The sequence below is a fragment of the Serratia sp. CY55921 genome (assembly GCF_052167655.1).
In the GTDB taxonomy this organism is placed as follows: Bacteria; Pseudomonadota; Gammaproteobacteria; order Enterobacterales; family Enterobacteriaceae; genus Serratia; species Serratia ureilytica.
This window is the reverse complement of record NZ_JBJNMU010000006.1, coordinates 111910-132005: the sequence shown is the minus strand read 5'-3', so window position 1 is coordinate 132005 and position 20096 is coordinate 111910. Positions and strand designations below refer to the sequence as shown.

The following is a 20096-nucleotide window of genomic DNA, read 5'->3' as shown; positions in this document are numbered from 1 at the left end:
GCAGCCTTTGAAATTGCATATACCGCTACGTCTACTGGCGTTTTGTCTGCCTATTGGCTATGCCTCGACCAGTCTGGCCGATTACGATATTGAAATGATGCGGGCACTTGGACTACCCAGTGAGATTGCTGATTACTTTTCCTCTGGCGCGAAATTTCCCGCAGGAAAACAAGCGCTATTCATCAACGTCAACGGACAAAATCATGGACGGCATGAAGTCAACATAGACAAACAAGGCGAATGGCAATACGACGCTGAACTCGTAGAAAGCCTGGGATTACACCCCTGCAAGCTCAACACTCAGGCAGAAATGCTGATGAGCCAATGTTATCAAGGCAGCCGCATCGACAATGAAACCGGTAATAATCAATTGATTTTGCTGTTGCCCGAGCGCTATATCCGTCGACAACCGGCGGACTATGAATTTGGCGGCCATGCCCTGATGCTGAATTATACCGCGAGCCGATTCGACAGCCAAAATCACAGCAGTGATTACGCGGCGTTGGAAACCGGCTTCAACAGCAACAATTGGCTGTTTCGCCATAATGGCACCTATAACAAGTCAGAACGACATCAGGGGTACACGCCTTATAATAGTTATCTGCAGCGGACATTGACGGATCACGACGCCATGATGCGTTTGGGACGAGCGACGTTATCAGATTCGCTTTACAGCGGCATTACCTTAGATGGCCTGCAATGGCTGCCTGACTCGTCGCTGTCATTGAGTCAACGCAGTGATGTGCCGGTAGTCGAAGGTATCGCCGAGAGCCAAGCCAAGGTTGAGATTTTTCAGAATGGCAGATTAGTTTACGCCACGCAGGTGCAACCGGGCACTTTCCGCCTGACCGATATCCCTGCGCAGTTCGACGCAGTCGATTTGTCCGTCACCGTCACGGAAAGCAACGGTAGCCGCAAACAATTCATCGTCCCTTATCTGACGAGCTCAGGACACTCTACTCCCCGCCAGGGCAGTTACTCCCTTGCTCTCGGGCGCACTCACAGCCTGGCAAAAAGCACAGAAATGCCTTTCATCACTGGCTCATTCTCTTTGCCATGGCTCAACCAGCACCAGGTGAGAGGGGGAAGTTTCCTCAGCCGCGATTATCGCGGCATCGCCGCCGGTTATAGCGTTGCCAATAGCGATTATCGTTTTACAGCCTTGAGCCACGTGGCGCAGTCGTCAAGCGGAAAGGGCACCAAGCTACAGCTGAATAGCGCATTACCCCTGATAAAAAACCTTAAGCTGAACGCCGGTTACAGCATCCAGTCAGAGCGATACCGCTCGCCTACACAGCTCCGTTCTCCGCGTAAAGATGACGGCGAAGGAACTTATTGGCCTGTATCGCACGGTGCATCATCTTCACACCAACGTCAAAGCTACAGCCTGGGCCTAGGCTGGCACCATAAATACATCGGAAATCTTTCTTTAGGCGTTACACGCGCTGAAGGCGGAGATAAGCAACAAAATCAACGAGTCTACGCCTTCTGGAACCGTCAATTTGGCGCAGCCACCGTTGGCGTTAGCCTGGAAAAAGAGCGCAGCCGCGAGGTTCGCGATAACGATACCAGGGTGTTCGCCACCCTTTCATTACCGCTGGGAAAAAACCGACGTTATAGCGCCAATATGATAAGCAACGGAAGAAATCGTAGCATCAGCAATTCGCTTTCCGGCCAAGCGTTGAATGGCGATCTGGCTTATGGATTCAATGCAACACAGGGCACCCAATCCAACAACGGCACCTACTCAGGCAATGTGAACTATTTGAGTCCGTTCACAACGCTTTCCGGCAGCTATAGCCATCTGTCAGAAAATCAGCAGGCATTTTACTACAGTGCCTCTGGCTCCCTGGTGGCAGACAGCAGCGGGCTAACGCTCTCACCACAGAAAATCGGCGATACCTTCGGCGTCTTGTCGATACCGGGCCTCGCCGGAGTCAGCGTGTCTACGCCAGGCGGCAAGGTGAAAACCTATGGCAAGCAAGGTAAGGCGATCATCCCAAGGCTGCGTGAGTATCAACCAAGCCTGATTAACGTAGACACAAGCACCTTACCTCCCGGTGCCGATATCGATAACGGCGTGCGCAAGATCAATCTGGCACGTGGCAGCGTTAAACATATCAATATCGATGCCATTAATACATTGCGGGCCATTGTCCAGATTAGCTATGCAGACGGCACCAAACCCGCTATCGGCAGCATGATTTTGGATGAACAACAACAAGTGGTCGCTTTTACCAATGATCAGGGCGCAGCCTTCATTGAACATCAGAAAGCGCACCGCGCGACGAACGATGCGTCTTCACAACGCTTCAGCATGAAAAACTCTTCGGGACAGGCATGTTATTTCGCAATTGCTGCAGACACCTCTTCCCGCAATCGTGCCGGCATCAGCCACTCCGAAGCAGTGTGTCGCTAAACGTTCATCGATATCAGGAGAACACATGAAAGTGATTTATTATGGGTTGGCAGCCATAGCCATCAGTTTTGGGGCTAACGCTAACTGCACGCTAACGACCACACAAAACAGCATTTATCTGGGGGAGCACAATATTGGGACACTGTCTCAGCAATCCACTCTGCTGCACAGCGCCCCATTGCAGTATCGGTTGACTTGCGATGAACCAGTGCAGTTGCAGGGGTTCACTCTGCGGGAGAATAGAAACCTGGCAGAAGGAAGCGGCGCAACCGATGCTTCTAGCTATCTCAGCCTCACGGTTGATGAATTACGCAACGGTGATGGTGAGCCCCTTTCCTTTTCACTTGCCCCCGGGCAACCACGCCAAAGACATCTACCCAACTATCGTCTATCCGTCGATCGGGAAGCATTACACATCCTTGTACCGGATAACGAGGTTGGGCAACACTTCACACTGTCATTAACAGTCTCCAGTTTCGCCGCGTCCGCGACACAACTGCGTCAACAGCAACGCGATAACATCCCGCTGTCGACCCAATTGCTGGTCAGCGCTAACTATCTTGATCCCGACGTTCGGTGAATGCGCTGACCTCGACCAGGCAGCTCATGGCGTTCGGCCCCTGCGTCAGCGGCGAGGTGCCGATATCCAGCGTCAGCACGTTCGGGTTGCCCGCCTGCTCGACCGGCCGGCGCTGCGCGTCGAAACCCGGCTCGAACCAGGCACCGGTCGCCATCAGCACCACGCCGCGCGTCACGCCATCGGTGAGCGATACCCCCGCCAGACAGCTGCCGCGCGCGTTGCTGACCAGCACTTCGGCGCCGTCCGCCACACCGCGCGGCGCCGCATCGTCCGGATGCATGTACAAGGTTTCTCGCCCGGCGGTCTTGTTGCCCTGCGCCAGCGGCGCCGGATCCATCTGGCTATGCAGGCGATCGCTCGGCTGAATGGAGATCAGGTGCAGCGGCCAGTTTTTGGCCTGCGGCGCGCCCAGCCACTCCACCGGCGGCCGCCACTGCGGATGCGGAGCGAAATCTTCGTAGCGATAGCCGGCGATCCGCTCGCTGAACAGCTCTATCTTGCCGCTGGGCGTTTGCAGCGGGTTAGCCTGCGGATCGGCGCGGAATGCATCAAAAAATACGAACTCTTTAGCCGGCGCGGGCAGCTCGACATAGCCCCGTTGCCAGAAGGCCTCAAACTCGGGCCAGGCGACGCCGGCGCGCTGCTGCGCTGTGCCGCATTGCCGGTAGATAGCTTCGATCCAGGCCCGCTCGTCGCGATTCTCGGTAAAGCGCTCACGATAGCCGAGACGCTCCGCCAGATCGGCGAAGATATCGAAATCGTTGCGCGCCTGATGCTGCGGCGCAATGGCCTGATGCATCGCCAACACGTAGCGATCGCGCGACGAGCCGCCGATATCGTTACGCTCCAGCGAACTGGTGACCGGCAGCACGATGTCTGCCATTTTGGCCGCCGCCGTCCACCAGATATCTTGAACGATCACCGTGTCCGGCTTCTGCCAGCCCTCCACCAGCCGATTCAACTGCTGATGATGATGGAACGGGTTGCCGCCGGCCCAGTGCACCAAATGGATATCCGGATAATGCCGCGTCTCGCCGCAAAATTGATAGGCCTCACCGGGGTGCAACAGCATGTCGCAGATGCGCGCCACCGGGATCGCCAGCCCGGCCGGATTTTCGCCTACCGGCATGGTCGGCGCAGGCGTATCCACGCGCGGATTGCCGACGCCGTTCATCGAACCGTGGCCGAACGAGAAACCGCCGCCCGGCAGCCCCACCTGGCCCAGCATCGCCGACAGCGCGATCATCATCCAATACGGTTGCTCCCCCCGATGCGCGCGTTGCACGGAGTAGGAACAGGTGATGAAACTGCGCACGCCGATCAGTTGCCGCGCCAGCAGCGCGATGCGCGCCGCCGGAATGCCGGTAATGGCGCTGGCCCAAACGGGGGTTTTCGCCACGCCGTCACCGGTGCCGTTCAGGTAATCCGCCAGTTGTTGATAGCCCACGCAGTGGCTGTGCAGGAAGGCTTCATCCTGCGCGTCCAGCCGCTGGATTTCGTAAGCCAGCGCCAGCATCAGCGCCACGTCGGTATTCGGCCGGATCGGGATCCATTCCGCGTTGACAAACTCGGGACAATCATCGCGCATCGGGCTGATGTTGATAACCGGCGTGCCCTTGCGCGCCAGCTTTTGCAGCCAGGGCTTGAGCGCATGTTCCGCCGCGCCGCCGGAAGAGACCTGAGCGTTTTTCAGCGCCAATCCGCCAAACGCCACAAACAGCTCGCAATGCTCCACCACGCTAGGCCAACTGGTGACGCGCCCGGTCAAGGGCGAAAAAGTGCCGATCACATACGGCAGAAAGAACTGCGCCGCGCCCCAGCTGTAGTTGCCCTGCTGATCGACGCCGCCGCCGCCGCTGAAGTAGAACCGCCGCACCAGCGAGCGGGCATGGTGCAGCCGCCCGGCCGACGACCAGCCATAAGAGCCGGTAAACAACCCGGAGGCGCCGTAACGCTCGCGCACCCGGCGATTCTCTTGCGCCACCAAATCGAGCGCCAATTCCCAGTCCACCTCGACGAAATCTTCCCTGCCGCGCAGCGTCCGGTCGCTGCCCTCGCGCTTTTGCAGCCACGAGCGGCGCACCGCCGGCTTGCGGATGCGTTTGTCGGAGTAGACCATCGGGACGATGGAATCGAGCAGCGGCGAAGGATCAGGATCGTCGACGAAGGGTTCACAACGGATAAGCCGGCCGTCTTCAACCACGGCGGTATAAGCGCCCCAATGGGCGAGCTGCGGATAGCGTTTAATGGACATGGCGTTCTCGGCGCAAATCGGAATGCACAGACGTTACCTCAGCCCGCCGCCAGTGCCAACGTACAAATTGCGCTATCGTTCGGTAGCAGTCGGTTATGCGTACAGACTCGAAGAGATTCTGCAACCGCCACCACAAGTTGCGCACGAGACCGCTTGCAGCCCCGGTTTTTTTCCGCAAAACTGGGGGATGTAAGCGATTACCCAGGATGTGTTGACTGATATGGCTACGATAAAGGATGTTGCCAGGCTGGCGGGTGTTTCCGTGGCCACGGTATCCCGCGTGATAAACAATTCCCCCAAGGCCAGCGAAGGGTCGCGCACCGCGGTGCAGGCCGCCATGGAACAGCTGCAGTATCACCCTAACGCCAACGCACGAGCGCTGGCGCAGCAATCCACCGAGACGCTGGGGCTGATCGTCTCCGACGTTTCCGATCCCTTCTTCGGCGCGATGGTCAAGGCGGTCGAGCAGGTGGCCTACGCCACCCACAATTTTCTGCTGATTGGCAACGGTTACCACGACGCCGAAAAAGAGCGTCAGGCGATTGAACAGCTGGTGCGGCACCGCTGCGAAGCGCTGGTGGTGCACGCCAAAAGGCTGAGCGATCAGGAACTTTGCGGCTGGATGCAACAGATCCCGGGCATGGTGCTCATCAATCGCACGCTGCCGGGGTTTGAAACGCGCTGCGTGGCGCTCGACGATCGCTACGGCGCCTGGCTGGCGACCCGACATCTGATCCAGCAAGGGCACCAGCGCATCGCTATCATCTGCTCCACCCACCAGATTTCCGACGCCACCGATCGTCTGCAAGGCTATCTCGACGCGCTGCAGGAACACGGCATTGCGGTGGATGAAAAGCTGATCGCCTACGGCGAACCGGACGAGATCGGCGGCGAACAGGCGATGACCGAATTGCTCGGCCGCGGCCGTTCGTTCTCCGCCATTACCTGCTACAACGATCCGATGGCCGCCGGCGCGCTGTCGGTGCTGAGCGATAACAGCGTCGACGTACCGGGAGAAATTTCGCTGATCGGTTTCGACGACGTGTTGATTTCGCGCTACCTGCGCCCACGCCTGACCACCATTCGCTACCCTATCGTGGCGATGGCCACCCAGGCGGCGGAGCTGGCGCTGGCGCTGGCCAACCGGCAACCGCTGCCGGAAATCACCAACATGTTCAGCCCAACGCTGGTGCGCCGCCACTCGGTCGCCACCCTCAACAACGCGCACGAACAGCCGTAATCATGCCGCCGCATGGGTGAGCCGTCACCCATGCGCTCAGATTGCGCAGCCCGCCGCATTTCTCGCTTTTGGATTTTTTCCGCTCCCTGCGTTCGTGCAGATTGTTGGCACAATAACCTTTACGCTATATAGCATAAACGCTATATTCGAAGCGCATCATGTGGCAAGTGGTGACCGTCGAACGATTCGACGACTGGTTTTTGGCGCTGAACAACGCCCAGCAAACAAGCATCCTGGCGGCAATCTTCAAATTACAGACGTTCGGCCCGCAGTTGGCGCGGCCGCACGCCGATACGCTGCATTTTTCCGAAGCGGCCCGGCAGTTGAAGGAGTTGCGCGTTCAACATCGCGGGCGCCCTTTCAGGGTGTTTTTCGCCTTTGACCCACAGCGGCAAGCAGTATTGCTGTGCGGTGGCGATAAAACCGGCGACAAACGCTTTTACCAGCGCATGTTGCCCATCGCTGCCATGGAATTTTCACATTATCTGGCAACCCGGAGGTAGTGCAGATGGCCAAACCGTTATCCCAACTGATCGACAAGCTCGATCCCGCCGTCGTTGCCGCAGCCAGGCAAAAAGCGGACAAGGAAATTTTCGAACTGCGGCTGGCAATGCTGAGGGAAGAGCTGGCGGTCTCTCAGGTTGAATTGGCGAAGCGGCTCGGTATCAGCCAACCCTCCGTCGCCAATTTGGAAAAGCGCGGCAGCGAAATAAAGCTGTCGTCGCTCAAACGCTATATCGAGGCGATGGGCGGCACGCTGTCGCTGGATGTGCAATTGCCCAATGGCCAGCACCGCCGCATGACGCTGTGAAGCGGGCGCAAGGCGCCCGCCCGCTTATCAGATAAGTTCCAGCGCGATCAGTTCTTCGATGGTTTGGCGGCGGCGGATCAAACGCGGCTCGCCGTTTTCGAACAGCACTTCAGGCAACAGCGGACGGCTGTTGTAGTTGGAGGACATCGATGCGCCGTAGGCGCCGGTATCGTGAAACACCAGATAATCGCCGATCTGCACCGGTGGCAGCTCGCGGGTTTCCACGCCGCCGCCCGCCTGCTGGGTGAAGACGTCGCCGGATTCGCACAGCGGCCCGGCGATCACCGTGTCGCGCAGCGGTTGTTCCGAGGTGTCGCGCCCATCGGCCGGCAACAGCGAAATATGGTGATAGCTGCCGTACATCGCCGGGCGCATCAGATCGTTAAAACCGGCATCCACCAGCACAAAGTGGCGGCTCCCCATGTCTTTTACCGCCCGCACCTCGGCCACCAATACGCCCGCCTCCGCCATCAGGAAACGTCCGGGTTCAATCTCCAACTGCACCGGGTGCCCCAGATGCGCGGCGATGCGCTCACGCGCCCGGTTCCACAAACCGAAATAGTGTTCGGTATCGATCGCCTCTTCGCCGTACTGATACGGGATAGACAGGCCGCCGCCGGCGGAAATGGCGCTGATGTCATGACCGAGATCGATCACCTGCTGCACCATCGCATCGCAGACGCGCTCCAGATGCTGGTAATCGACGCCGGAGCCGATATGCATATGCACGCCGATCAGCTTCAGGCCGTAGCGGCGGATCTTCTCCACCGCCTGCGGCAGGTCGGCATACCAGATGCCGTGCTTGCTATTCTCGCCGCCGGTGTTGGTTTTCTGGCTGTGGCCATGGCCAAACCCCGGATTAATGCGCAGCCACACCGGATGCCCCGCGGAAGCCTGGCCGAGCTGATCCAGCATATCGATGGAACCGGCGTTGACCGGGATCTTCAATGCGCTGACGCGCGCCAGCGTCGCGTGATCCAATACGTCCGCGGTAAACACGATATCGCTCGGCTCGCCGCCCGGCTGAAAACCGGCCTGCAGCGCCCGCTCGATTTCGCCGAGCGACACCGAATCCACCTTCACGCCCTGCTCGCGCATCAGGCGCAAAATATGAATGTTCGAACAGGCTTTCTGCGCGAAACGGATAGTGTCGAAGTGGCGCAGCTGAGCGATGCGCTGGCTGATGATGTCGGCATCATAAGCCCAGACCGGGCAACCGAAGCGCTGCGGCAAGGCCAGCAGGTTAGCGGCGTTCAACGCGGTGGAGGTGTCGTGCAACGGGCGTGGCATGGCGATATTCCCAATTCGAAAGTGACGGCAGATAAGCCAATAGTGCCGCACGCTGAATCGGGTGGAAAATATCTATTTAGCCGTAGTCTATTCATTTATGATATAGCTTTCTCTACAATCGAGCAGCCTCGTCATGCACAGCATCTCTTTGCGGCAGATAGAAATCTTTCGGGCGGTGATGACCACCGGCAACCTGACCGAGGCGGCGGCCCTGCTGCAAACCTCGCAACCCACCGTCAGCCGTGAGCTGGCGCGCTTTGAGAAGCTGATTCGGCTGCAGCTGTTCGATCGGGTTCGCGGGCGCTTGTCCCCCACGGTGCAGGGCCTACGGCTGTTCGAAGAGGTGCAACGCTCCTATTATGGCCTCGATCGCATCGTCAACGCCGCCGCCGGCATTCGCCAGTTTCAGCAGGCGCAGCTGTCGATCGTGTGCCTGCCGGTATTTTCCCAATCGCTGCTGCCGGCGGTGTGCCGGCCCTTTATCGAACGTTACCCGGAAGTCAGCTTCAGCGTGATCCCGCAAGAATCGCCGCTGCTGGAAGAGTGGCTGTCGGCCCAGCGCCACGATCTGGGGCTGACGGAAACCACCCTTACGCCGGCGGGCACCGAGCGGGTAACGCTGATGACGTTGAATGAGGTCTGCGTGCTGCCGGCGGGCCATCCTTTGCTGGCGAAAGGCCAACTGACGCCGCAGGATTTCGCCGGGCAAAACTTTATCAGCCTGTCGAGCACCGACAGCTATCGCCACTTGCTCGATGCGCTGTTCGCCGAGCAGGGCGTCGAGCGCCGCATGGTGATGGAAACGCACAGCGCGGCGTCGGTGTGCGCCATGGTGAGAGCCGGCGTGGGGGTCTCGATCGTCAACCCGCTGACGGCGCTCGACTATGCCGGCAGCGGCGTGCACGTGCGGCCATTCAGCATCGACGTGCCGTTCACCGTCAGCCTGATACGGCCGCTGCACCGCCCTTCATCGGCGCTGGTGGCGGCCTTTATCGACCATCTGCATCAACAGGCGGCACTGTTCTCCGCCCGCCTGGCCGCCGCCGTCAAACGGTGAAAACGGCGTGGGAATGTTGCCGCGGCCTTAGCGCAGCGTCGCCTGCCACTGCGGATCGCTGGCGAACCATTCCACCAGAAAGTCCAGCATGGTGCGCAAGGTGGCGGGCATTTGTCGGCGTGAGGTGTAGATGCCGTAGATGCCCATCGATTGCGGCCGGTAACCCGGCAACAGCTCCACCAGTTCGCCGCTGGCCAACAGCGGCGCCGCCGAATAGTAGGGCTGCAGGGAAATGCCCGCCCCCTGCACCGTACCGGCCATCAGCACCACCGATTCGTTGGCGCTCAGGTTGCCGCTGACCGCCACCGCCGATTTCACCCCCTGAGCGTCGAAATGCCACAGGCTTTTGCCGAAATAGGAATAAGTCAGGCAGTTGTGTAACGCCAGATCCTGCGGCTGGCGCGGCGTGCCGTGCGCCGCCAGATACGCCGGCGCGGCGCACACCACCGACGCGCAGGTGGACAGCGGCCGGGCGATCAGGTTGGGATCCAGCTCATTGGTGATGCGCAGCGCCAGATCGATGCGCTCTTCCACCAGGTTCACCGCCCGGTTGTTCATCTGCAGATCGACCGCCACCTGCGGATGACGCTTCAGATACTGGGCGACGGCCCCCACCAGCGCCGTTTGTCCGAGCGATTGCGAACAGGTGATGCGCAGCAGGCCGCGCAGTTCGTCGCTCTGCCCTTCCTCCACCAGATCGATTTCCCCCGCCAGCGCCAACATTTGTCGGCAGCGCTCCAAAGTACGCTCACCGGCGTCGGTCAGACTAAGCTTACGGGTAGTGCGGTGCAGTAAACGCGCCCCGGCCCATTGCTCCATCTGGGCCAGGTAGCGAGTGACCATCGCGCGCGACATCTCCAGCGTTTCCGCAGCGGCGATCATGCTGCCGCGATCGACGATGGTGACAAAAACCTCAGCGGCGGTAATGCGATCCATGATTAGTCCGATTTATGCAACGAATAATTGCTTATTATCCGGTTTTTCTATCGCTTTATGCAACCTAACATCATTACAACATTAACCGATACCTAAGGACCTCTGCCCATGTTTAAGAAATCACTGTTAACTCTGGCCTTCACCGGCGTCGCCACCCTGAGCACCTACGCCACCGCTGCCGATACCCTGACCATGGAAGTGTATAACCCGGGCGAGAAAAGCGTGTTCCCGGTGTCTTCCGAAATCGTCAGCGGCAAACACGAAGTGGCGCTGATCGACGCACAGTTCCAGCGCAACGATGCCGAAGAGCTGGTGAAAAAGATCAAGGCGACCGGCAAGAAACTGACCACCGTCTACATCAGCCACTCAGATCCGGATTTCTATTTCGGTCTGGACGTGATTAAGGCCGCTTTCCCGGAGGCGAAAATCATCGCTTCGCCTGGCACCATCAAGGACATTAACGCCACCAAAGACGGCAAAATCGCCTACTGGGGCCCAATCCTGAAAGACAACGCGCCGAAAACCGTGATCGTGCCGCAGCCGCTGCAGGGCGACAGCTTCACCATCGACGGTCAAAAAGTGGAAGTGAAAGGCCTGAACGGCCCGACCCCCGATCGCACCTTCGTGTGGATCCCGGCGCTGAAAGCGGTCGTGGGCGGCGTGGCGGTCGCCGGTGACAATATCCATCCGTGGATCGCCGATAACCAGAGCGTAGAATCGCGCCAGCACTGGCAGCAGACGCTGAAAAACATCGAAGCGCTGAAGCCACAGGTCGTCGTGCCGGGCCACTTCCTGCCGGGTGCCGCACAGACACTGGCATCGGTGCACTTTACCCAAAAATACCTGACCACGCTGGAAGCCGAACTGCCGAAAGCCAAGGATTCCGCCGCGCTGATTGAAGCGATGAAAAAGCACTACCCGACGCTGAAAGACGAATCGAGCCTGGAACTGAGCGCGAAAGTGCTGAAAGGCGAGATGAAGTGGCCGCAATAAGCGCCCGAGCGTGATTGAACCAGCCCTGGCGCCGCGGCGGCTTGCCGCGCGCCAAGCGAGGAGTAAAAATGACCGAAACCACTCTGCATTACATTTTCGATCCGCTGTGCGGTTGGTGCTACGGCGCCGCACCGCTGGTGAAAGCGGCTCAGAGCCTCCCCGGGCTGAAGGTCGTGCCGCACGCCGGCGGCATGATGACCGGCAACAACCGCCGTCAGATCACCGACGAATGGCGCAACTACGTCATTCCGCACGACAAGCGCATCGCCGAGATGACGGGCCAGCCTTTCGGCGAAGCCTATTTCAACGGCCTGCTGCGCGACACCACGGCGGTGATGGATTCCGAGCCGCCGATCACGGCTATCCTGGCGGCGGAAAAACTGGCGGGACGCGGGCTGGACATGCTGCACCGCATTCAGCAGGCGCACTATCAGGAAGGGCGACGCATCGCCGACACGCCGGTGCTGGAAGCGTTGGCGAAAGAGCTGGGGTTGCCTTCGGCGGCATTTATCGCCGAAATGCGCTTCAACAGCGGTGCGCCGACCGCGCAACACATCGCGGAAAGCCGGGCGCTGCTGGCCAAAGTGCAGGGCCAAGGCTTCCCGACCTTTGCGCTGCAGGATAGCGAGGGCCAGCTGCATCTGCTGCCGGCCGGCAATTATCTGGGCAATGTGGAAGCCTGGAAGAATCTGTTGGGCGCCGCCGCGCTGGCGTAACCCTTCTCGCCCCGGCCACCGGGGCGGGTCATTCGACCCGCACGAACCGCCCTTCCGCCCGCACATTGTGGCCGAACCCGCAATCCCCCCGCGTATGCATCTCCAGCGCTTGCTCGCCAAACGCCATCGTCACGTCGCAGACCTGCGCGCTTTCCGAGTCATGTTGATGGTAGACGGCCTTGCTGTGCTCAATGGGCAGCTCGGCGGTGAAGTCGCCCATGTTCGGGCCGTAATACAGCCCCATCTGCGGCATGGCGTAGCCGGAAAAATCGATCAGCCAGCGCTCGCCCTGCGGCTTCACCACCACTTCGCTCCACACGCCGCGCCCGGCGTATTGCCAGTACACGCCGCCCGGCCCCTGCGGCTGCGGCCGCTGCGCCAGGCGTTGGCGCAACAGACTCATGTTGTGCTGCGATTTGTCATCGTGCGGCGCCAGCGCCAGATAGGCCTGCGCCTTGAGCAATTCACCGGCGTGCATCAGCGACAGCGCCACGTTGTTGTAAGCCGTGGCGACAGCCTGCTCGCTCAGACCGCAAAACTCGCTCCAGGCCGCCTGATCGCGAAAGATGTCGGCGGCTTTGGCGTAATCCTGGCGCTGATAGGCCTTTTTTCCCAGTTCGGCGTAGCTCGCCACCTTTTGGCAGTCGGCGGCGATGTCCGGCTCGTCAATGTGCGCCCAGGCCCGGGCGCTGGCGAAGACGCCGCAGGTCAGCAACAGGGGAAACCAAGCCTTCATCGTTTATCCTTTCTGCAAAAATTCGGCGCCAGTATAACCGCCCGGCGCCGGAGTGTATGCCGCAATTGCGCTCACCTGCGCGCCGCCGGCGATTCAGCCGCCTTATTTCAAACGGTTAGCGGAGTCAAAACTGCTTACAGTCGCGGTTTGTTTGTTACCGGCCCGCAGCCCATGCTGAACAAAATACCGCAATTATCGAGCCGTTATGAACGCAACCCCCTTGCAGAGACACGCCATTTGGCAGTTGATCAAACCCTTTTGGGTGTCGGAGGAACGATGGCGCGCCTGGATGATGCTGATCGCCATCGTCGTCCTGTCGCTCGGCCTGGTCTATATCAGCGTGCAGATCAACCAGTGGAACCAGGTGTTCTACGACGCGCTGCAGAACAAAAACTACCCGGTATTCAAGGCGCAGCTGTGGCGCTTTACCTATCTGGCGCTGATCTTCATCGTGCTGGCGGTCTACAAGATCTACCTGACTCAGGGGCTGCAGATGCGCTGGCGGCGCTGGATGACGGAAAGGTTCATGGGAAAATGGCTGGCGCACCAGGCGTATTACCACACCGAGCAGCAGCAGATCGTCGATAACCCCGATCAGCGTATCGCTGAAGATCTCAACGTGCTGACCCAATATACCCTGTCGCTGTCGCTCGGGCTGCTCTCCAGCCTGGTGACGCTGTTTTCCTTTATCGACATTTTATGGCATGTCAGCGGGCCGATGACCTTCGCGCTCGGGCAACACGCCATCACCTTGCCCGGCTATATGGTGTGGTTCGCGCTGCTGTATGCGGTGTTGGGATCGCTGCTGATCTGGTGGGTCGGCAAACCGCTGGTCATGCTGGGCTTTAACCAGGAGCGGTATGAGGCGAACTTCCGTTTCGGCCTGATCCGCATCCGCGAAAACAACGACGCCATTGCGCTGTACCACGGCGAACCGCGCGAGGCGCAGCAGTTGGGTGACCGTTTCGACACCATTCGCAGCAACTGGTGGGCGATCATGCGCATCACCCGGCGGCTCAACATCGCCACCAACTTCTACGGCCAGTTCGCCATCGTGTTTCCCCTGCTGGTGGCGGCGCCGCGCTACTTCTCCGGCGCCATCCAGATGGGCGGCCTGATGCAGATCGCCTCGGCCTTCGGCCAGGTGCAGGGCGCGCTGTCGTGGTTTATCGACGCGTTTAACGATTTGGCGACCTGGAAAGCCTGCGTTAACCGTCTGGCCGGCTTCAACGCCGCCGTCGATCAGGTTCACCATCAGCCGCGCGGCATTCAACTGCGGGAGGAGACCGCCCATCCGTTAACGCTAGACAACCTCAGCCTGCACTTGCCCGACGGCCAGCCGCTGCTGACCGGCGCCGAGATGACGCTGCAACGCGGCGATCGCCTGCTGATCGTCGGGCCTTCCGGCTGCGGCAAGTCGACGCTGCTGCGCGCCATCGCCGGTATCTGGCCTTACGGCGCGGGCGCCATCGGGGTAGAGGGCAACGCCAACATGCTGTTCCTGCCGCAGCGCAGCTACATTCCGATCGGCACGCTGCGCGAAGCGCTGAGCTACCCGAGCCTGGCGTCGGAATACAGCGACGCGCAGCTGATGCGGGTGCTGGAAAACTGCCGCCTGAAGCACCTGCAGCGCTGGCTGGACACCTCCGCCAACTGGAGCCATCGCCTGTCGCCGGGCGAGCAACAGCGGCTAGCCTTCGCCCGCGCCCTGTTGATTCGCCCGAGCATCCTGTTCCTCGACGAGGCCACCAGCGCACTGGACGACGAAACCGAGCAACTGATGTACTGCCTGCTGGTGGATGAACTGCCGGACGTGACGCTGGTCAGCGTGGCGCACCGCAACAGCGTGGCGAAATACCACCAGACCTGCTGGCGCTTCAGCCGCGGCGCAGACCAACCGGCGCGTCTGGCGCTGAGCCCGTTGCCGGCCTAACTCACGGAGCCGGGCGCGCCCGCGCCCGGTTTTCGTTCAGATGCCGTCGGCCTGCGCGTCTTCGCACTTCACTCGGCGGCGTTCATGCCACAGGCTGGTCAGGCCGCGTTTACCGCACGCCAGCGCCACCTCGCGAAATTCATCCAGGCTCAGTCCGTCACGCTCCAGCATCATTTCCGCCGCCAGCTGCATGTTGACGCCGGTCAGCACTTCGCAATCACCCCGCGCATCCGCCAGTTCACAGGCGCTGCGAAAAGGCGAACCGCCGAGCATGTCGGTCAGGAACACCACGCCGTCCGGCTGCGCCACCGCGACCAGCGCCGAGCGTAAGGCATCCCTGAGCTGCGCGGTGCTCATCTGTTCGGGGAAATCGACCGCCGCGCAATGTCGCTGCGGCCCCACCACCTGTTCCACCGCCTGCAGCAGCCCGGAGGCAAAGCCGCCGTGGCCGGTAATCACAATGCCTGGCATATCCCGCTCCTCATAAAATGCCGATAAATTTGCCCGCCACGCCGATCGCTACCGTGACGCCAATCAGCTTCACCGGCGAGAATCCGCGCTTCATCAGGAAGAAAATGAGCAGCGTGAAGCACAGCGGCAGCAAGTTGGGCATCAACTTGTCCAGCACGTCGGTCTGCAGCGCCACGCTGGCCTTGCCGGCATGCATCACCAGCGGCGTGGACAGGTGCACGTACGAGGCCACCAGCGCGCCGATCACCGTCATGCCGACAATGGAAGCGGCGTGAGAAATGCGCCGCGTATGGGTCTTCAGCAGCGCCAGCGCGCTGGTGCCGGCCTGATAGCCGTAGTGCGCCAGCCCAAAACGCAGGCCGAAGTGGAACAGGTTGAACAGCAGCAGGAAGACGATCGGCCCGAACAGGCTGCCCTCCAATGCCAGCGAAGCGCCTATGCCGGCGCAGATTGGCAACAGCGTCAGCCAAAACAGCGCGTCGCCGATACCGCCGAGCGGCCCCATCAGCGCCACTTTCACCGCGCGAATGGTGGAGATCTTTTCCTTGTTCTGCTCCATCGCCAGCACCAGGCCGGACAGGAAGGTGACGTCGAACGGATGCACGTTGATAAATTCCATGTGCATCTTCATCGAGTTGGCCAGATCCTGCGGATTGCGGTGGATCTTGCGCAGCGCGGGGATCAGCTGATACAGCCAGCCGCCCGCCTGCATGCGCTCGTAGTTGAACGACGCCTGCAGCAGCAGCGAACGCCAGGCCATGCGGTTGATGTCGCCGCGCGTCAGCGCTTCGGCGGGCCGGCTGTCCAGATAGTCGTCCTGCTCCACCTGACTGGTGGCCAGCGCCTGCGCCATACGCTGTTCGGCCTTTTGCGCCAGCAGATCGTCGGAATCGTTAAATGCCATCTTCGGCGTCCTCCTGCGGAGCGGGCCGGGCCGTCGCCTCTGCCGCGCCGCGTTGCGTGTTGAAGAAATCAATCAAAGCGATCGCCAGGGCGCCCAGCGCCACCGCCAGGATCGGCAGCTTGAGAAACGTGACCGAGATGAAACCGAGGATAAAATAGGCCACGTAGGTTTTTTTCATCATCACCTTCATCAGCAGCGAGAAACCGATCGCCGGCATCATGCCGCCCGCCACCGCCAGCCCGTCCAGCAGCCAGCCCGGCGCTTTCTGCACCATGGCGCTGGCCGCATCGGCGCCGAAGTAAATCGGCAGGAACGCCACCACGAAATAGAAGATGAACAGAATGCCGATGCCGAGATAGTTCACCCGTTCGATACCGCGCCAGTTCAGCGCTTTCACCATGCGATCGCAGCGGTGCATCATCGGTGAGAACAACGTAAACAGCAGCGTGATGCAGCCCTGCACCGCGATCGAGAACGGCACCGCCACGCCGATCGCCACTTTAGGATCGGCTTTGGTCAGAATGGCGAATGCGGTGCCGATCACCCCGCCGATCACCACGTTAGGCGGTTGGGCTCCCGCCAACGGCACCATCCCCATCCACACCAGCTCCAGCGTGCCGCCCACCAGCAACCCGGTATAGACATCGCCCAAAATCAGCCCCACCAGCGGCCCCATCACTACCGGCCGGTGGAAGTGGGTCAGACCGTCGAACAGGTCAACCCCCGCCAGCCCGGCCAACAGCGCAATCAATAACGCATCCGTCAACATGCTTTCCCCCTGGCTCAAAAGAGCAGTTTGCCGATCGCCTCACCCGCTTCATCCGGCACCCGGCGCACTTCGCACTCCACGCCCAGTTCCGCCAGCGCGCGGAACGCGGCCACGTCGCCGTCGTCCAGCGATACCGTTTTGTGCACCTGCCGCTTCCCCTCGGCGAAGTGCATATTGCCGACGTTGACGAAACGGATCGGCACCCCGCCGCGCACCAGCGTCAACACGTCCTGCGGCGTTTTGCACACCAGAAAGATCTTCTGCCGATCCGCCGCCTTGTGGATCACGTCAATGGTTTTCTGCAGCGTGAAATAACGGGTCTGCACCCCTTCCGCCACCACCATGTCCATCAGGTTCTGCTGCACCGGATCGGCGGCGGCCTCGTCGTTGGCCACCACCACCAGGTTGGCGCCGAGGGTATTGGTCCAGGTCACGCCCACCTGGCCGTGCACCAGGCGATTGTCAATGCGGGTCATTAAAATGTTCGGCATGCTAGCGGCCCTCCGGGTAACAGGCGGCGTGGTAATCGTCGAGTACCTGCGTCACTTTATGCAGCACCCATTCCTGCGGATCGGCGCTCAATTCGCCGGCGTTCAGCGCCCGCGCCTGATCCGGCAGGTACTGGCTGAGCAGCGCCAACGGCGCCGGGTTGCGGCGCAGGTTATCCAGCAAGCCGTCGACCGCCTGCTGCACCTGCGGCTGCGGCCAGTAGTAACGCACCCGATCGCTCAGGCTGTAGTGGCGATCGAGATACTGTTGGTGCGGCGTGCCGTGGTAATAGCGGCTCCACTGCTGCGGCTGCTCGCGCATCACCTGTTCCAGCGTGGCGCGCAGCTGCGACGACTGGCGTTCCCCCAGCCATTCACGCTCGATGCGATCGAGGGCGAACAGCGCTTCTCGCAGCGCAAAGGTCAGCGCCGGCCCCACCTTCAGGATGGCGAAGTGATCGCGCACCAACTGGCGATAGGCCTGCGGCGGTTGGTAATCCGTAGAGTGCGCTTCATAGATCATGCCCGGCTGCCGTTCGATGAAATGGCTCAATGCGTCGGCGCGCTGCGGCTGATAACGTTCGACGCTGTGGTGATCGAACTCGACGCCCGGCTGTACCACCAGCGCAATGGTTCGCTGCCAGGCATCGTTCAGCTCGGCTTTTTGCCAGGCGATACGGTGCATTTCCAGCGTTTGCGCCACCGCCTGCGGCGTGGTGACCTGCAGGCCCGCCAACGCCTCCTGCGCGCCGCCCGGCACCGGCACCTCGGTGCCGATCACATAGACCGGCGCTTCGCCGCCGCTCTGCGCCCAGGCGCGTTCCGCCACCGCGCACAGGCGTGCCGCACGCTCGGCGACCGCCGCATCCCCCAGGGGCGAGGGATCGCCGGCGCACGACATGGAACAATCGAGATGAATTTTGCGAAATCCGGCGCGAACGTAATCGTCGATCAACGTTTCCGCCAGCGCCATCGCTTCCTGAGCCGGGCGATCCTGCCAGGCGTTCGGCCCCAGATGATCGCCGCCCAGCCACACGCGCTCGCGCGCCAGGCCAACCTCATCCGCCAGACGCCAAAGCGCATCGCGGAACTGGGCCGCCGTTTGGCCGGTATAGCCGCCGAACTGATTGACCTGGTTGGAGGTCGCTTCCACCAACACCGGCGTGCCGCGGCTTTTAGCCTGCCGCAGCGCGGCCTCCAGAACCCAGGGATGGGCGGAACAGACGGAAAAAATCCCGACCGGCATACCGGCCTTGTGCTGCTCGACAAGCTGTAACAACTGCTGCATGAAGCCCCCATGCAGGCGCCGTGCTACCGATCGGCGATGATGACCTCCACGCCCAGCTCGGTTAACGCCCGCTCGTAATCGTCCGGAAGACGGCTGTCAGTGATCAGCCGATGGATTTGTCCGGCTTCGCGAATCATGCAAAAGCTCTTGCGACCGAATTTGCTGGCATCCGCCACCGCGATAATCTCGCGCGCCACCTCGCACATCACGCGATTGAGGTGCGCTTCACCGGGGTGAGGCGTGGTGATGCCGGCGCTCAGATCGAACCCGTCGACGCCCAAAAACAGCTTGTCGAAGCGGTACTGACGCAATTGCTGCTCGGCAGCCGGACCGTAGAGCGAGTAAGAGTTGCGGCGCACGCTGCCCCCCAGCACCATGACTTCCACCCCGTCGTTTCCCGAAAGCTCATAGGCAATGTTCAGCGCGTTGGTCATCACCACCAGATCGCGCCGCCCCTTCAGGAACGGCACAATCTGCGCGGTGGTTGAACCGGAATCGAGGATCAGCGCCTCGCCGTCGCGCACATAGCCGGCCGCCGCGTTGGCGATCAGCGTTTTGACATCGCGATTCAACCGCCCTTTGTCCCGCAGCGGCCGATCGAAAGCGAATTGCTGATTGAGCATTGCGCCGCCGTAAGCGCGCAGCGCACACCCTTTTCGTTCCAGAAAGCGCAGATCGTTGCGGATCGTCACCGTGGATACTGCAAACTGTTTGCTGAGCTGTTCCACACGCACGCTGCCGTGCTCGCATAACAGATCGATGATGTGTTCACGTCGCTTTGCGGTATTCACTGGCATGAGCTGCGGTCCTCAGGTTTCCGGTATCGCCGGGGAGAAGATGGCTTTCGCTCTACTGCGCTGGCATTACAGCAAAGCGAAAGCAATGAAATTGTGATCGGGCTTACAGCCCCGTTTTAGCAAAAAAACCGCCAAAAAACCTTTCGAATCGAAACGAATCGAAAAGCAAAAAAAATGGAATGGGAGAAAAATGAAATGCCATGACGAGCATGAGCGCCGGAGAGCAGCCGCACCGGCGGCGGCAGAAGTGAAAGCGCCGCAGACCCCGTCCTGCCCCATGGCTTTTAGTTCGCTAAGTGACCAGGATCACATAATGGTAATTATCCTGCAGCCGGCGGGGGTCAGCCCTCTCCATCCCGCCGGGCCATCCCCTTGTCAGCACGAGCCATCTTCCCTACACTTGCGATCAGATAT

The 20096-nt window shown here is 60.6% G+C and carries 19 protein-coding genes; 9 read left to right on the top strand and 10 right to left on the bottom strand.

All coding sequences use genetic code 11. The features are described 5' to 3' along the window. Positions 1–7 precede the first annotated feature (7 nt). The gene (locus tag ACJ8M3_RS21445) at positions 8–2419 is read left to right on the top strand and encodes a fimbria/pilus outer membrane usher protein (RefSeq protein ID WP_046687731.1); all 2412 of its coding nucleotides are present in this window, start codon (positions 8–10) and stop codon (positions 2417–2419) included. 25 nt (positions 2420–2444) lie between these two features. Beyond that, positions 2445–2999, top strand: coding sequence for a hypothetical protein (locus ACJ8M3_RS21440; protein WP_046687732.1), 555 nt, complete (start codon positions 2445–2447; stop codon positions 2997–2999). Here ACJ8M3_RS21440 and ACJ8M3_RS21435 read toward each other — a convergent pair. Further along, positions 2971–5253, bottom strand: a complete 2283-nt coding sequence (locus ACJ8M3_RS21435; RefSeq protein WP_089197382.1) for a molybdopterin guanine dinucleotide-containing S/N-oxide reductase — start codon at positions 5251–5253, stop codon at positions 2971–2973. The two genes, ACJ8M3_RS21440 and ACJ8M3_RS21435, sit on opposite strands and share 29 nt — an antisense overlap. Positions 5254–5473: 220 nt before the next feature. Between ACJ8M3_RS21435 and galR the strand changes: the two genes are divergently transcribed. From galR to ACJ8M3_RS21420, 3 genes are all read left to right on the top strand, one after another. Beyond that, a complete protein-coding gene (gene galR / locus ACJ8M3_RS21430) occupies positions 5474–6493 on the top strand; it encodes an HTH-type transcriptional regulator GalR (RefSeq protein ID WP_033652132.1) in 1020 nt (339 codons plus the stop codon). A 158-nt stretch (positions 6494–6651) separates the two neighbouring features. Further along, the gene (locus tag ACJ8M3_RS21425; protein WP_033644839.1) at positions 6652–6996 is read left to right on the top strand and encodes a type II toxin-antitoxin system RelE/ParE family toxin; all 345 of its coding nucleotides are present in this window, start codon (positions 6652–6654) and stop codon (positions 6994–6996) included. A 5-nt stretch (positions 6997–7001) separates the two neighbouring features. Continuing rightward, on the top strand, positions 7002–7304 hold the full coding sequence (locus ACJ8M3_RS21420) for a helix-turn-helix domain-containing protein (RefSeq protein ID WP_025304078.1): 303 nt from the start codon (positions 7002–7004) through the stop codon (positions 7302–7304). A gap of 27 nt (positions 7305–7331) precedes the next feature. Here ACJ8M3_RS21420 and lysA read toward each other — a convergent pair whose 3' ends face one another. Further along, positions 7332–8594 (bottom strand): diaminopimelate decarboxylase, encoded by a 1263-nt coding sequence (gene lysA / locus ACJ8M3_RS21415; RefSeq protein WP_033644838.1) that lies wholly within the window; start codon positions 8592–8594, stop codon positions 7332–7334. Between the two features lie 133 nt (positions 8595–8727). Between lysA and ACJ8M3_RS21410 the strand changes: the two genes are divergently transcribed. Then, positions 8728–9651 (top strand): LysR family transcriptional regulator, encoded by a 924-nt coding sequence (locus ACJ8M3_RS21410; protein ID WP_089197383.1) that lies wholly within the window; start codon positions 8728–8730, stop codon positions 9649–9651. Between the two features lie 27 nt (positions 9652–9678). Here ACJ8M3_RS21410 and ACJ8M3_RS21405 read toward each other — a convergent pair whose 3' ends face one another. Further along, the gene (locus ACJ8M3_RS21405) at positions 9679–10587 is read right to left on the bottom strand and encodes a LysR family transcriptional regulator (protein WP_033644836.1); all 909 of its coding nucleotides are present in this window, start codon (positions 10585–10587) and stop codon (positions 9679–9681) included. A 108-nt stretch (positions 10588–10695) separates the two neighbouring features. Here ACJ8M3_RS21405 and ACJ8M3_RS21400 point away from each other — a divergent pair, with 108 nt between their 5' ends. Further along, positions 10696–11580, top strand: a complete 885-nt coding sequence (locus tag ACJ8M3_RS21400) for an MBL fold metallo-hydrolase (RefSeq protein WP_047026616.1) — start codon at positions 10696–10698, stop codon at positions 11578–11580. A gap of 68 nt (positions 11581–11648) precedes the next feature. Beyond that, positions 11649–12296, top strand: coding sequence for a DsbA family protein (locus tag ACJ8M3_RS21395; RefSeq protein ID WP_033644834.1), 648 nt, complete (start codon positions 11649–11651; stop codon positions 12294–12296). A 28-nt stretch (positions 12297–12324) separates the two neighbouring features. Here ACJ8M3_RS21395 and ACJ8M3_RS21390 read toward each other — a convergent pair whose 3' ends face one another. Beyond that, positions 12325–13032, bottom strand: a complete 708-nt coding sequence (locus ACJ8M3_RS21390) for a tetratricopeptide repeat protein (RefSeq protein ID WP_089195115.1) — start codon at positions 13030–13032, stop codon at positions 12325–12327. Between the two features lie 205 nt (positions 13033–13237). On the opposite strand from ACJ8M3_RS21390, the gene ACJ8M3_RS21385 reads away from it, so the two are divergent. Then, positions 13238–14965: an ABC transporter ATP-binding protein/permease gene (locus ACJ8M3_RS21385; protein ID WP_089195116.1), complete on the top strand. Its 1728-nt coding sequence runs from the start codon at positions 13238–13240 to the stop codon at positions 14963–14965. 36 nt (positions 14966–15001) lie between these two features. Here the strand turns inward: ACJ8M3_RS21385 and agaF are convergent, their stop codons facing one another. From agaF to agaR, 6 genes are read right to left on the bottom strand one after another with little or no spacing between them, the layout of a single operon-like run. Continuing rightward, positions 15002–15436, bottom strand: a complete 435-nt coding sequence (gene agaF, locus ACJ8M3_RS21380; RefSeq protein WP_033644830.1) for a PTS galactosamine/N-acetylgalactosamine transporter subunit IIA — start codon at positions 15434–15436, stop codon at positions 15002–15004. A 10-nt stretch (positions 15437–15446) separates the two neighbouring features. Then, positions 15447–16340, bottom strand: a complete 894-nt coding sequence (locus ACJ8M3_RS21375) for a PTS system mannose/fructose/sorbose family transporter subunit IID (protein WP_033644827.1) — start codon at positions 16338–16340, stop codon at positions 15447–15449. Continuing rightward, complete coding sequence (agaW, locus tag ACJ8M3_RS21370) at positions 16330–17109, bottom strand: PTS N-acetylgalactosamine transporter subunit IIC (protein WP_033644826.1); 780 nt, start codon at positions 17107–17109, stop codon at positions 16330–16332. Before agaW ends, ACJ8M3_RS21375 begins: the two co-directional genes overlap by 11 nt. Before the next feature lie 14 nt (positions 17110–17123). Continuing rightward, positions 17124–17600 carry a PTS N-acetylgalactosamine transporter subunit IIB gene (gene agaV, locus ACJ8M3_RS21365; RefSeq protein WP_004931808.1) on the bottom strand — a complete coding sequence of 159 codons (477 nt, stop codon included), beginning with the start codon at positions 17598–17600 and terminating at the stop codon, positions 17124–17126. A 1-nt stretch (position 17601) separates the two neighbouring features. Next, positions 17602–18885, bottom strand: coding sequence for a D-tagatose-bisphosphate aldolase, class II, non-catalytic subunit (locus ACJ8M3_RS21360; protein WP_089197385.1), 1284 nt, complete (start codon positions 18883–18885; stop codon positions 17602–17604). A 23-nt stretch (positions 18886–18908) separates the two neighbouring features. Further along, complete coding sequence (gene agaR / locus ACJ8M3_RS21355; RefSeq protein WP_033644822.1) at positions 18909–19682, bottom strand: transcriptional repressor AgaR; 774 nt, start codon at positions 19680–19682, stop codon at positions 18909–18911. Positions 19683–20096 lie beyond the last annotated feature (414 nt).

What these genes read in the sequence shown, in the direction of transcription:
- ACJ8M3_RS21440 (WP_046687732.1), top strand. Translation starts at nt 2,445, where the DNA reads ATGAAAGTGATTTATTATGGGTTGGCAGCCATAGCCATCAGTTTTGGG.
- ACJ8M3_RS21435 (WP_089197382.1), bottom strand. Translation starts at nt 5,253, where the DNA reads ATGTCCATTAAACGCTATCCGCAGCTCGCCCATTGGGGCGCTTATACC.
- galR (WP_033652132.1), top strand. Translation starts at nt 5,474, where the DNA reads ATGGCTACGATAAAGGATGTTGCCAGGCTGGCGGGTGTTTCCGTGGCC.
- ACJ8M3_RS21425 (WP_033644839.1), top strand. Translation starts at nt 6,652, where the DNA reads ATGTGGCAAGTGGTGACCGTCGAACGATTCGACGACTGGTTTTTGGCG.
- ACJ8M3_RS21420 (WP_025304078.1), top strand. Translation starts at nt 7,002, where the DNA reads ATGGCCAAACCGTTATCCCAACTGATCGACAAGCTCGATCCCGCCGTC.
- lysA (WP_033644838.1), bottom strand. Translation starts at nt 8,594, where the DNA reads ATGCCACGCCCGTTGCACGACACCTCCACCGCGTTGAACGCCGCTAAC.
- ACJ8M3_RS21410 (WP_089197383.1), top strand. Translation starts at nt 8,728, where the DNA reads ATGCACAGCATCTCTTTGCGGCAGATAGAAATCTTTCGGGCGGTGATG.
- ACJ8M3_RS21405 (WP_033644836.1), bottom strand. Translation starts at nt 10,587, where the DNA reads ATGGATCGCATTACCGCCGCTGAGGTTTTTGTCACCATCGTCGATCGC.
- ACJ8M3_RS21400 (WP_047026616.1), top strand. Translation starts at nt 10,696, where the DNA reads ATGTTTAAGAAATCACTGTTAACTCTGGCCTTCACCGGCGTCGCCACC.
- ACJ8M3_RS21395 (WP_033644834.1), top strand. Translation starts at nt 11,649, where the DNA reads ATGACCGAAACCACTCTGCATTACATTTTCGATCCGCTGTGCGGTTGG.
- ACJ8M3_RS21390 (WP_089195115.1), bottom strand. Translation starts at nt 13,032, where the DNA reads ATGAAGGCTTGGTTTCCCCTGTTGCTGACCTGCGGCGTCTTCGCCAGC.
- ACJ8M3_RS21385 (WP_089195116.1), top strand. Translation starts at nt 13,238, where the DNA reads ATGAACGCAACCCCCTTGCAGAGACACGCCATTTGGCAGTTGATCAAA.
- agaF (WP_033644830.1), bottom strand. Translation starts at nt 15,436, where the DNA reads ATGCCAGGCATTGTGATTACCGGCCACGGCGGCTTTGCCTCCGGGCTG.
- ACJ8M3_RS21375 (WP_033644827.1), bottom strand. Translation starts at nt 16,340, where the DNA reads ATGGCATTTAACGATTCCGACGATCTGCTGGCGCAAAAGGCCGAACAG.
- agaW (WP_033644826.1), bottom strand. Translation starts at nt 17,109, where the DNA reads ATGTTGACGGATGCGTTATTGATTGCGCTGTTGGCCGGGCTGGCGGGG.
- agaV (WP_004931808.1), bottom strand. Translation starts at nt 17,600, where the DNA reads ATGCCGAACATTTTAATGACCCGCATTGACAATCGCCTGGTGCACGGC.
- ACJ8M3_RS21360 (WP_089197385.1), bottom strand. Translation starts at nt 18,885, where the DNA reads ATGCAGCAGTTGTTACAGCTTGTCGAGCAGCACAAGGCCGGTATGCCG.
- agaR (WP_033644822.1), bottom strand. Translation starts at nt 19,682, where the DNA reads ATGCCAGTGAATACCGCAAAGCGACGTGAACACATCATCGATCTGTTA.